Below are 12457 nucleotides of genomic sequence, written 5' to 3' on the forward strand. Positions count from 1 at the left end.
TACGGTTAGTCTCTTGATCGCGCCGATGACAAAATCACAAAACTCCCCTAACCCTTTAAAACCGCATATAAAAAATCATGAAAATCATCTCCATCCTTTTCATTTTATTGACAGTCAACATGCATGCAGAGAATCGTCTCCAATCATTCAAACCAGGTCAAACATGGCCTGACAACAATGGTCGGCATATCAATGCCCATGGCGGAGGAATATGTGTTTACGACAGCACTTATTACTGGTTCGGAGAGCACAAAATCGAAGGCAAGGCCGGCAACAAGGCCCAAGTGGGAGTGAGTGTTTATTCTTCCAAAGACCTGTATAACTGGAAAGACGAAGGCATTGCTCTCCCTGTCTCAGACGATCCCAAAAGCGATATCGCCAAAGGCTGTATCCTTGAACGACCAAAAGTGATTTTCAATGCGAAGACCAATAAATTTGTGATGTGGTTTCATCTCGAATTAAAAGGTCAAGGCTACGGTGCTGCTCGAAGCGGAATTGCCATTGCCGACAAGATCACAGGACCCTACACCTTTATACGTAGTATTCGCCCTAACGCTGGACACTGGCCCCAAAATGTCACAGCCGATGAAAAAGACCCCCGCTCAATTGCTCGAACCAAGGCGGAAAACGACAGGTTTAGTGGTGCCCCGACGAAGAAACATGAAAAGTTTAACATCCTAGGATCCCACATGGAAGGAGGGCAAATGGCACGCGATATGACGTTGTTTGTCGATGACGACGGCAAGGCTTATCACCTTTATTCCTCTGAACACAATTCAACGCTCCACATATCGCTACTCACGGAAGATTACCTTGACCATTCAGGCACCTATGTTCGAGTCTTTCCTTTCCGCTGGATGGAAGCTCCTGCCATTTGTAAAAACAACGGAAAATATTACCTCATCGCTTCTGGTTGCACTGGGTGGTCGCCTAATGCGGCTCGATCAACCGTCGCCGACACTATTTTTGGCCCATGGAAGGAGTTAGGAAACCCTTGTGTAGGAGAAAATACCAGTAACGGGCTAGGACCTTCAAAAACATTTGGAGGTCAAAGCACTTACATTTTACCTGTCCTGGGACAAGACAATGCCTTTATTGCCATGTTCGATCAATGGAGACCAAACAATGCCATCGACGGGCGCTATATCTGGTTGCCCATCCAGTTCGAAAAAGGTTCATTGAAAATTGAGTGGCAAGATGAGTGGAATTTATCCTTTTTTAAGAAAAACCCTGAATAGCCCGTCAGTAACCATTCTGGACATGTAAGGCACCGCCTTCCGATGGGCGAAAGGAGTTCTAGGATTGACTGTCGAATAGAGCAGAAAATGAGAGCGGTTGTATATCTTTTGATAACGTTGAGGATGCAGATGTCCACTTTCGGATCCTGTCACAGATCTCTGTTCCAAGCGTAAAAATGACAGCACTCTGCCAAGTGTCCAAACTGAGCAAAATCATCGAACCAACTCCACGCTCTTAGCTGTCTTGCTCTGGACAGCGGCCTGACATGCTGCAGCACAGTTTCTGATCATAGTTTCGGTACTAAATTTTTAGCCTCACCCCGGGTTGAGCGCATTCTTCCTTACAGCTTTCCGGTAGATGGACGCTTTCTGTTTCCCTTTCTGACTCGACAACTGGCCAGATATCGGATAGGTTGTGCTGCTCGAACTTACGCAAGTTCTCTTCATCAGCGGATCTAAAGGCCCATACAACCGACGTCAAACCGCTGCGATGACTCATCTCTATCTGAGAACGATAAAGTTCAGCATTTTTCACCTCCATCACCCTTTGAGCAGCCTCACTAAGAGAAATGCCAAACGGCTCAAGCAGTGACGAAGCGCGGGTTGCCTCATCGGCCAAAGACGGACTAATGACACTAGCTTTAGTTCCATGTGCCTCGTAATCAGATCGCAGCTCCGATGCAAAATTTTTAGCCTCGTCCCGGGTAGGAAAGAATATCCTTTGCCGCTTTCCCGTGGGAGAAAGACGCTCTGGGATTTCAACCTTCCAACCTGAAGTAGTTTTGGTGAATTTGAATGATGGCTTCCGTGGCATTTGTCTACCGCATTTACTGCCGGTATTGCCGGTATTGCCGGAATAAGTCAAGAATTGACGGAACATGGCGAATATTGGGAATATTGGGAATTGCAAGCATTGATACTCAATAAGTTACAGGTATACCGCTCGACTACGAATCAGGAGGCCGGGAGTTCGAATCTCTCCGGGTGTACCATTTATAAAGCCCTTGAAATCTACGTTTCAAGGGCTTTTCCATTTTTAAGAATCGCCCCTTTTCGGCAAAACAAAAGATTCTCGACTCCTGTCGTACTGGAAGAAAAGAGAGTCAGTGCATTTTTTGCCACACCAGCCTGAATTTTCCAATCCGCATTACTCGCTGATAGAAAATTCACATAGACAGCATACTCCGTGTTCACCGTTAAACCAGAAATGGTCATCTCCAGCTTCGCGGCATCACCATATCCGCCACTTGCACCATCTTTTTCATAGATTCCGTTATTTCCAGCCACGTCGAAACCAAACCCTGAACGAAAACGCCAGAGATTGTCACTCGTTATACTAGTCGTAGAAAAAGGCGAAGGCGTGCCACCTACAGCTTGTGTGTTGGTGACGCTGGCATCCACATAAGTGATCTGCCCTTGAGCACTCAGGGAACACAGAAAAACTGTTGCAGCTAAAACGGCGGATAGTTTCATTCAGGTTAGAATATTGGGCTTAAAAAAGGGTGTCAATCTTACGACTGACACCCTGTATATCACACAAATATAGAACTCTTAGCGGCGGCGACGGATCATCAACGCAAGACCACCCAGTCCGAGAAGAGCTGTTGAGCTAGGCTCGGGCACTAATTCATAAGATGCGCCATCATACCATACACGCTCCTCAAGTGAATTGTCATCAGAATCATCAACATAGACCTGAATTTCACCTGAGGCATTGGCTACGGCAGTACCTAAATACCCGCGGAGTCCAACACGATCAGAGTTTGAAAATCCTGTCAGTTCACTATACCCAACGGATCCAGCAGTCCCCGTAGCTGCATTGAAAGACGTAAATGTGCTGTTGTCGAGAGACCCTCTGATCCCACCACGGTCGCCGTCGGGATCGCCCCCAGACGCCCCAAAACGGACGTAATTGACGTATACATCATAGCTGGCACCATTTGTTAAACCAGTGATTACCTGGGTCAACACGGGTACGTCTTCGTCACCCGCCCCCTCCCAACTTTCCAGAACCGTAATAGAACTTTCACCAAAACCATCGCGCTGACGCCACAAAGCGTTCGTGCGGTTCTCTCCACCGCCGGTGACAGAAGTAGTGCTGGATATATTACTCAGGTTAGCAGCAACTGAAGTAAAGACAATTGCCGCCTGACTCGTCAGTGTGGCTAACGCGATCGTAGAGATTGTTGTAATAATTGATTTTTTTATCATTTTAATTTTTAGTAATTTGTGATTTTGAAGAACTAAGGCCGTTGAATGCTTATTGTTCTCGCGTTGTCTATCTGGCATATAAACCATAAAAAAAAACAGCGCTTCTCATAGTCACGGATATTCGTGACATATCGAAGGCCATGTAATGCCATTCAGCAAAACACATGAGACGATTGAAAGTCGGTTACGACTCTGAGGAAAAATACTTTATGGTCAACGAGTATTCCGGATGAATTTCTGTTCTGGCTACGTTCCACCTCAGTCACGGTACCACACCTTCGAACAGGGAGGCTGAAAATTCAAACTTCCCCTAAGATATATCTTAAAATTTACAGCAAGCCCTCCCGTAGCGCTCGGGCAACGGCAGCCGAATGCGAATGCACCTCCATTTTCTTGTAAATCCTTCGTATATAGGTGTCGGTCGTATGCACGCTGATTTCCATCTTATCACTCGCTTCACTGATGGTCATCCCTTGACTCAGCAATTCAAGGAGCTGTTTTTCTCGCGGAGCTAACTTGATATTGGATTCCTTTCCTCTCTTGGAGTGCTCCATGATAAAATTGATCATCTTATTATCCAGAACCGTCTCCCCATTTAAGACATCACGTATCCCTCTTACAATTTCCCCCACCGATGCACGCTTAAGCAGATAACCCGATGCGCCAGCATCAATGGCGGCGAGCAGCTTGTCTCGCTCTGAAAAAACCGTCAACACCAACGATTTCACCTTGGGGGCTTTCTCTGCTAACAAGCGAATACCATCCAGGCCACTTCCCCCAATCAAATTAATATCCATCAGAACGACATCGGGCCAAGCAACCCCATCTTCTTCAGCATACGCAAACATATCTTCATAACCCGAGAAGCCAGCGCTACAGTTTAACTCTTCTCGCCGCCCCAAAGCACGCATCAAGCCTTTGCGAAACATCGAGTCGTCCTCGACGATCCATACATTAGCGACATCTAAATCGCTGTCTTGAGTCTTATCTTTCATATTCATTATGCTAACATCCTAATATTACGTCCTAATATTCAACCACAAGCTTCAAGGTAGTGCCCTCACCGGGAACGGAATCAATCATCAGCTCCCCGCCTATTTTTTTTGCTCGTGTCCTCATATTATCCAATCCCGAAACTCGCTCAAGAGTATTTACGTCAAACCCGATGCCATTATCCCGGAAAACAATGATAAATCGATAATCACTAGAAACGGTTACTTCTACCTTCGTAGCATGCGCATGACGGGAGCAGTTGTAGAGAGCCTCCTTATATAATAACATGACCTGCCTTTTAAATGGAAAATCTACTACTCGATCGACGAGCTTGCCCTCGACAGAGAAAATACAAACGTTTTCCTCTAAGATGATTCTGGCTCGTTGCTCCAACCGATCTACCAAATCCGACAGGTAGATTTGATTTTTTCGGGTAAAAAAGACAGCTTCCTCTAATGCAACAGAAGTCTCGCGAGAAATCAGCTCCAGTTCCTCAAACTCCTCAGCCAATGATTCATCCTGAACCTCATCCTGCAAGTTACTGATTCCCAATGATATGCTACCCAGGTTACACCCCACATCATCATGCAAATCTCTTGAAATCTGCTCCCGAAGTCGGTGCAATGCCAATGCCTTCGCTCGACGGTTACGAATCACGAGGTAAACCACCATGACAAAAAAGATGATCATCAAGCCCCAAAGCAGGTACCTCCAAAATAATTCAATCGTTCGGTCTAGCTCAATGATCTGATGATGTACTACCGCAAGATCTCGCTCCAAAGCTTCTCTCTGAGCCAAGCCTTTTAGCCACAGGTAGGTATCGATAATTGGATATGAATCGACATACCCATCCACCAAGCGTTTTGTCTCGAGTGAATCCAACTGACCGTCCGGGGTATGAACCGTCACACCACAGTTCAGAGATAAATTTTCGTCACCTCCCCATACAATGATTTCACCAAATGCCAAAATGGAATCCTGATGATAATCTGATAGACCGGATGCCGTAACCTTCACGTACCGTCCTGAGACACCTCCCATAGGGACGGCAAAGGCTAGATCGGTCACGGGCCGAAAGTGCCTTTTAGGATGATGCTTTCGTAGTTTATAATCAGGTAAAACAAACATGTGGTATAAAGGAACCTTCATGGAGGCATCATCAAATACCTCAATCGTCAAAGAGTCAGGGTAGCCAAAATGCGGCAATAAGATATCGGAAGGTGGTTCTGCAGGATAAAAAGCCAGTCGCCCCATCGGCTTTTTCTCACCTAGATCAATAATGATTTCCACGCCCTCGCCATCACGTGCCCGGGGTAACTCAACAATAAAATCAGTATCTCGCACGTTCTCTTTGCCCAACGGAAACCCTAACGGACTCAAACGGTCGGCAATAAAACGTATGTCCCAGTATGGGTATGACTGGAAATGAGCTGACGTTGATCGCTGAGAGTAAGGTGCCACATTGACCATCCCCACCCCACGCTGCTCCATCACTACGATTTCACTCAACGCAAAAAACTCCATATCATTTACTACCTGTCCACGCTCCACAATGATTTTCATGTAGCGCGCGTTGATGTCCAAGTCTTCGAACATCACTGGAGCGACTCCTGGATTTTGAAAATCCGATTGTGTCCGGTCTATGATATGAACAACTTCTCCATCCTTTTTAGAACGAAACTCGACCCTGAACCGGCGGGGGAAGCCGTAAGATTGAAGCTGGTCACCCTGAGGATCAACAGCAGGGATAAGCGCAATCGATTTCACTGGAGTTGGGCGATTAAACTTTAGCTGCACCCACTCATTCATAGGCTCAGCCTCCGAGTCCGCATTATGGAAGATGCTATGGTAACCAAAACGCTCCGCCATCCATTTGGCATTTCGTTTCGGCAATGATGAAAGTTGACGCTCCAGCTCGCCAGCCCTCTCATCCAAAATGCCTTTCTGGGTATAAGGGTTGATCCCCTGACCATCATCATCGGAACATGAGATGAGTGTGATGGTTATTAACCCCAATAACAATCGAGTGAAAGGCAGAATAGGCAAATGCTTCATGAACTGGTATTATAGCAATTTTTCAGTCGATCACAAGGTCTCAGCCCCATCATTCAGATGAATCAAGGAATCAAGCTCAAATTGCCTATGCCATCATCATCAAAATGATGCCCATCAGGTGGCCCGCCTTAAGGCTGACCTCATTAATCGCCGTGAAAGCTGGCTTCCGTCATTAGGTGCATGATTCGATCTAGAAGGCAATGCTCACAAAACCGCATTATTCAGAAAACACGGGAATCATCCGAAATGCGTAGGTGTGAAAGTCACGATCTGCATAATAGACTCCATTTTTGAGGGGCACGGCACCCCAGCTGTTATTTCCACCAACACCAAGCTGGTGGGCATCAATGTTAAAAAAGAGATCCTCAGATCGATCCATTTCAAAAGCGTATTTGGAAGACTCCATCGTGGCGTCCGAGTAATAACGAGCTCCAATTCCAACGACTCCCTGCAGCGATTCGAAACGCAACCCGTTGCCATTGCCATCCAAGAGTGAGACCCATCGGACATCGGTTTTATATCCGTTTTCCTGAGGGCGCGCGTAATCAACCCATTGTGCATCAACACGACCACTAAACAATCCGATCCGTTCATAATTACGGTCCACATATGTCTCAGCAGGACCTCTGCCATACCACTTCATATGCTCCATCTCCCCGCTCAGTGACCACTTCATCCCCGTCCGGTGCGCTGTTCTTTGTTTTTTAGGAATAGCAGAATAGTCATAGCGAACCGTCACATCCACGGTCCCTCCTCCTGAAATTTCATAGTCCACCTTCGTTTTCGCTGACACTCCCCGATAGGAATAAGCCACACTGACTCTGGTTTTTTGAGGTGTCTCATTCTTCACAACAAACGAATTCACCTGCGGTTGCTGCATGCCCCTCCTCCATTTATTTTTCATCAGCGGGCCACCGAGTTGTGAGCCATTGCGTTTATTAGGCCGCATCGCCCCATGATCGTTATCGGTGTAAGGCCTCCACATATCCGGATGACATCCTGACACCCTATTTTTACCGTTCACGATGTAAGAGACCATCCCACCTGATTTTTTGTCCAAAGCCACGGAGAAACCCTGCCCAGAAATATCAACACGCGTATCAGATTCCACCACTTTGAGATCACTCGTAGATTCCACTGTTGTTGGCCGATAGCTTCCGGACAAAGGAAACTGTTCCCAAGAAATTTCATGTCCAGAGCTTAACATTGTAGAATCGTTTTTAACCATGAAACGAAGAGTCAGCATCAACTCCCCTTCTTTTCCTGTAAGGTCAGGTAGATTCAGTTGGACGTCTTTTTTCGTATGCGGCGCAATATCCAGCTCATCAATAGCCCCACTAGCGATCACAACGCCATCAGAGGTGACATCCCATACACCGGTTACCACATCCTTGAGGTTCGAAAAATTAAACCAGTTGCGAATAGAAATCCGACCATTTTTCAAGTCCGTCGGCTGAACGTGAACATTACGATAAACATATTTAATCGCACTCAGACCTGGACGAGGCGTCCAATCGGCCCCTACCAGTCCATTCATACAGAAATTTTTATCGTGATGATATTTCTGCTCGTGCCATCCCCCATAGGCAAAAAAGGTCTCTTTCACTGGACCTTTGCCAATGTTTTCCTTGTATTGGTCGGGAGTTTTCTCAATCAGTCCTTGATCCATCCAATCCCAGACAAAAGCTCCAGCGTGACTTTTATTTTTATAGATATTATCGTGCCAATACTCCTTAAGGTTGCCGTTCGAGTTCCCCATGGCGTGGGTATATTCACATAAGATTGACGGTCGACCATCTTTCGCAATCCAATCCTGAGGGGCATACATGCGGGAAAAAAAATCTCCCACTGAGTGGTCGCCGCCTTCATAGTGCACGGGGCGTGTCGAATCATTTTGATGCAACCATTCAGCGGCTTTCTCCAAATTCGGTCCACTGCCAGCTTCATTTCCAAGTGACCAAATCACCACGGAAGCGTGGTTTTTATCTCGATGATACATGCGCTGCACGCGGTTCAGGTGTGACTCCATCCAGTCCGGCGAGTTAGCCAACTTGTTCTTGGCATTATTTTCGTAGTCGTGACTTTCAATGTTAGCCTCATCAATGACATAGAGTCCATACTGGTCACAAAGGTCATACCACATTGGAGCGTTGGGGTAGTGACTGGTTCTTACCGCATTGATATTATACTCTTTCATCAATTTGATATCTCTCAGCATTTCTTCTTTACTGACGACCTGCCCATTGGCCGGACTGTGCTCGTGTCGGTTCACTCCCTTGAATTTAATCGGAACCCCATTGAAAAAATAAACGCCGTCTTTAATCTCAGACTTCTTGAATCCAATACGCTGAGGGATGACCTCGATCACCTTTCCTGCCGTATCTTTAAGTGTCACAGTCGCCAAATAGAGATACGGGTCTTCAGCGCTCCATTTGCGCGGGGAAACCACAGGCACGCAAAACTTCCCTTGAGAGGATTTACGAAACAGGCTTTTCCCTGCCGCATCAAATAGTTCCAGCTCAACCGTTCCGCCAGGATTTGCCACCTCGACATCCACCTTTAGTTCGGCGTTCACACATTCAGAATCGAGATCCGTCACAATCGAAAGATCCCGCACGTGAGTTGTCGCCCGAGAGGTTAGATAAACATCACGGTAAATACCACTCAACCTCCAAAAATCCTGATCTTCTAAATACGAGCCATCACACCAACGGTAAACCGCCACAGCGACCAGGTTTTTCCCGGGTTTGATGTGTTTGGTAATATTAAACTCAGCTGGGGTTCGGCTCCCTTGGCTGTATCCTACTTTTTCACCATTGACCCAAAAGTAAAACGCAGCCTTTACACCGTCAAAATTCAAAAACACCTCACGGCCCTCCCAGCTTTGAGGGATCTCCACATTGAGCCGGTAGGACCCTACCGGGTTATCATCCTGTGGAATATGGGGCGCATCCTTGGGAAAGGGGTACGTTCGATTGCTATAGAGCGGCTTGCCGTGCCCTTTCATCTCCCAATTGGAAGGGACCTCGATCGTTTGCCAGTTGGAGTCATCAAACTTCAAGGTGTGAAAATTTTCCGGTCGATCAGCAGGCTTAGCCACCCATTGAAACTTCCAATCACCATTCAACAACTGAAACCATGGCGAATTCTTACGGTCATAGGTTCGAGCCCTCTCTTGATCTGGATAAGTGTAAAAGGTCGCTCTAGGAGGCTCAACCCCTTGCTGAAGCAGCGCTACATTTGACCAATCTCTCTCAGACTCCTCTTCGGCAGTCACAACAAATCCACCCAGAGTTAACCACATGACCATGCCCGTTAGTATCTTGTTCATTCCCATCCCTTGTATTTTAGTTTCTTAATCGTTTTTCAGGTCTCGCCCCGCCTACTTGTGACCAAAATCAAAAGCCTCGATCTCAGACATTGCCATGACCACAAGGTCACAGACTTAGCTTATGATTTAACTTCAGCTTCTCCCCTTTTTGTAATTTGAGCGAAACTTTCTGATCTTTGTAACGAACCTGACAGCTACCACCGTGTTTCGATGTGATTGAGGCGTTGATGAGTTTACCGCCCTCCCATGCCATCGAAACTTCAAAGGCGCCACGTGCGACTAAGCCGCTGACCTCACCTTCGCTCCAGACTTCAGGTAAAGCGGGGAGTAGTTCAATTTCACCTCGGTGGCTTTGTAAGAGCATTTCGCTAATCCCTGCTGTGAACCCAGCACTCTGTTCCAAAGCATTACCGCCCTTCCCCATCAAGTTGGGGTGAATCACCTTCTCGCTATGGTAGCGTGTGATATATTCAAAGCTCTTTTCTACATCGTAAAAACGAGCATGCAGAGCCACCAACCAGGAGATACTCCAGCCAATCTTTCCTGCCCCCCGCTCACTTTGACTGCGAACCTCAAGCGTTTTTCTCGCCCCCTCAACCAACTTCGGCGCGTTGGCCGTGTTGAACTGGTATCCTGGATAAAAAGCAAACAGGTGGCTGACATGTCGATGCATAGGTTCACCATCAATGTAGTCCCGGGACCACTCACGGATACGCCCATCCGCTCTCAAATGAGTGGTTTCTAGGCGAGGCAAGACTTTATTAATTTCACGGGCAACAGCATCATCCTTCACCCCTAAAACTTCTGACGCTTCGAGATAGTCCTGGAATAGCTGCCAAGCCAGCTGCTGATCCATCGCAGTGCCCATATCCTCCTGCCCCCATCTTTTCTTTGCCCTGTCTTCCTCTTTAACAAGGAAGGTATTTTCCGGTGAGGCATCGGGCCCCAACACCAGCTTACCCGTCCGCGGATCTTCAACCATCCAATCGAGACAGAACATCACGTGCTCTTTCAACACCGGGAAGCCTCGTTCTTTAAGGAACTCACGATCCATCCCAAAACGATAGTGATCCATAATATGCGTCGCACACCAAGCTCCACCCATCACCCAGAAGGCACGTGGCGGCTTGCTGGGGAAAATCGAGTGATGCATACCATTAAGCACACCCACAGCGGCGCCGCGGCATCCTAACATTTTAGAAGCCAGTTTCTTCGCGGACGGCAACTGACGTTCCATCATCCCCACATAGGACTCGTGGCATTCTGAGAGATTTGTCACCTCAGCAGGCCAATAATACATCTGCGTATTAATATTGTGATGATAGTCACCAGACCACATGGGCATAAGCTCGGAATTCCACAATCCTGACAAGGGTGGTCCCATTTCACCCCGTGCCGAAGTGATCAGAATATAGCGCCCCAGTTGGAACAACTGCTCATCCAGCAAGCCGTCGTAATTCTCGCGATGGGATTGCCTGATCCCCTTCATCGAGCTGCTCCGAGCCAACCGCTTGTCCGTTGGGATGTCGTTCTTCTTTTTCGGCCCGAGACGTAGTTGCACTCGATCAAACAGCTCGCTGTGCGCACCGACGGCAGCAGCACGGGACTTCTCCCATCCCATTTTTTGGAACGCCTTAAGCAAGAGTTCAGAATCCTTGATGAGATCGCGATCCAAAGGTTTGTAGCTATCATTTTTGTTAAAATTAGTCGAGCCAGACATAATCACCAACAACTCACGGGCACCACTGACACTCAACACACCACCTTTAGACTCCACCTTACCTCCCACAGTAAAAGCACGCGCAACCGCAGCGTAACTGGTATCATAGGCAGTCTTTTTTTGTCCATGGGCAGCCCCCTTCAGGAAAATCCCATGATCTCCCAAACTTCCCGTTGCCGGCTTCTGGTGTGGAAAATTAACCGGGCGACTAAAATGAAGTGTTGTTGAAATGGTGTCCGGTCCAGATGCTTTCATGCGAATCGCAACCACATTCAAATCATCGGCAATAAAGGTCTCCCGCTGGTAGGTCGTTTTATCTAAGGTATAACGTGTATGTGTCACACCAGTGGACAGATCCAAGGCGCGGACATAGTTCTGCACCTTCTTTGCTCCACTTGAGTAATCATAGTCGAATTCAAGCAAACCAAATGTCACATATGAGCCCATACCTTGAAAACGATTATTCGCTTTCACCAGCAACTCGCTGTCGATCAGTTGATGCGCTTCATGTGCTTTTCCGTCAAAGAGAAGCTTACGCACCTGATCAACTGTTTTCGTTTTATCTGGAAGTTTGCCAAAGATGTATTTCTCATCCGCAGTCGGTGGCAGCCACAACTCTAAATGATTAAACTGAATCACGTCTTTCTCAATGCCACCAAAAACCATGGCTCCAAAGGTGCCATTACCGATGGGAAGCGCCTGCTCCCATCGCGATGCGGGTCGTTCAAACCAAAGCGTGTTCGCAGACTCCTCTGATTGGGGCTCACCCGTAAAGACCGCCTTTCGGTCATAACCCTCCAGTTTGGTGGATGTCCATGGTTCGCGCTTAGCATCAACGCCCCCCTGAGCCAACAAGACCAGAACCAGAGTCAACCAACATTTTTTTTTAATCATCATATCTAAATACAA

8 protein-coding genes are annotated in these 12457 nt (G+C 47.3%); 1 reads left to right on the plus strand and 7 read right to left on the minus strand.

Annotation, left to right across the window (positions count from 1 at the left end; all coding sequences use genetic code 11):
• The first annotated feature begins 119 nt into the window (after window positions 1–119).
• Entirely contained in the window at window positions 120–1238 is a 1119-nt protein-coding gene (locus HW115_RS02800; protein WP_343219693.1) for a glycoside hydrolase family 43 protein, read from the plus strand.
• A 301-nt stretch (window positions 1239–1539) separates the two neighbouring features.
• On the opposite strand, the gene HW115_RS02805 is transcribed toward HW115_RS02800, so the two are convergent.
• The 7 genes from HW115_RS02805 to HW115_RS02835 form a co-directional block, all read right to left on the minus strand.
• Window positions 1540–2118: a hypothetical protein gene (locus HW115_RS02805; protein WP_178931047.1), complete on the minus strand. Its 579-nt coding sequence runs from the start codon at window positions 2116–2118 to the stop codon at window positions 1540–1542.
• A gap of 131 nt (window positions 2119–2249) precedes the next feature.
• Entirely contained in the window at window positions 2250–2711 is a 462-nt protein-coding gene (locus tag HW115_RS02810; RefSeq protein WP_178931048.1) for a hypothetical protein, read from the minus strand.
• A 78-nt stretch (window positions 2712–2789) separates the two neighbouring features.
• Window positions 2790–3527 (minus strand): PEP-CTERM sorting domain-containing protein, encoded by a 738-nt coding sequence (locus HW115_RS02815; protein ID WP_178931049.1) that lies wholly within the window; start codon window positions 3525–3527, stop codon window positions 2790–2792.
• Between the two features lie 251 nt (window positions 3528–3778).
• Window positions 3779–4444: a response regulator transcription factor gene (locus HW115_RS02820; protein ID WP_178931050.1), complete on the minus strand. Its 666-nt coding sequence runs from the start codon at window positions 4442–4444 to the stop codon at window positions 3779–3781.
• A 31-nt stretch (window positions 4445–4475) separates the two neighbouring features.
• On the minus strand, window positions 4476–6497 hold the full coding sequence (locus tag HW115_RS02825; RefSeq protein ID WP_178931051.1) for an ATP-binding protein: 2022 nt from the start codon (window positions 6495–6497) through the stop codon (window positions 4476–4478).
• Between the two features lie 217 nt (window positions 6498–6714).
• Window positions 6715–9828, minus strand: coding sequence for a glycoside hydrolase family 2 TIM barrel-domain containing protein (locus HW115_RS02830; protein WP_227021233.1), 3114 nt, complete (start codon window positions 9826–9828; stop codon window positions 6715–6717).
• Window positions 9829–9934: 106 nt separating this feature from the next.
• Window positions 9935–12445: a glycoside hydrolase family 95 protein gene (locus HW115_RS02835; RefSeq protein ID WP_178931053.1), complete on the minus strand. Its 2511-nt coding sequence runs from the start codon at window positions 12443–12445 to the stop codon at window positions 9935–9937.
• Window positions 12446–12457 lie beyond the last annotated feature (12 nt).

The sequence above is a fragment of the Oceaniferula marina genome, from assembly GCF_013391475.1.
GTDB classification, from domain to species: Bacteria; Verrucomicrobiota; Verrucomicrobiia; order Verrucomicrobiales; family Akkermansiaceae; genus Oceaniferula; species Oceaniferula marina.

Excerpts from the sequence above, each read along its gene's own strand:
- HW115_RS02800 (WP_343219693.1), top strand. The coding sequence starts at position 120 with ATGCATGCAGAGAATCGTCTCCAATCATTCAAACCAGGTCAAACATGG.
- HW115_RS02805 (WP_178931047.1), bottom strand. The coding sequence starts at position 2,118 with ATGTTCCGTCAATTCTTGACTTATTCCGGCAATACCGGCAATACCGGC.
- HW115_RS02810 (WP_178931048.1), bottom strand. The coding sequence starts at position 2,711 with ATGAAACTATCCGCCGTTTTAGCTGCAACAGTTTTTCTGTGTTCCCTG.
- HW115_RS02815 (WP_178931049.1), bottom strand. The coding sequence starts at position 3,527 with ATGCCAGATAGACAACGCGAGAACAATAAGCATTCAACGGCCTTAGTT.
- HW115_RS02820 (WP_178931050.1), bottom strand. The coding sequence starts at position 4,444 with ATGAAAGATAAGACTCAAGACAGCGATTTAGATGTCGCTAATGTATGG.
- HW115_RS02825 (WP_178931051.1), bottom strand. The coding sequence starts at position 6,497 with ATGAAGCATTTGCCTATTCTGCCTTTCACTCGATTGTTATTGGGGTTA.
- HW115_RS02830 (WP_227021233.1), bottom strand. The coding sequence starts at position 9,828 with ATGAACAAGATACTAACGGGCATGGTCATGTGGTTAACTCTGGGTGGA.
- HW115_RS02835 (WP_178931053.1), bottom strand. The coding sequence starts at position 12,445 with ATGATGATTAAAAAAAAATGTTGGTTGACTCTGGTTCTGGTCTTGTTG.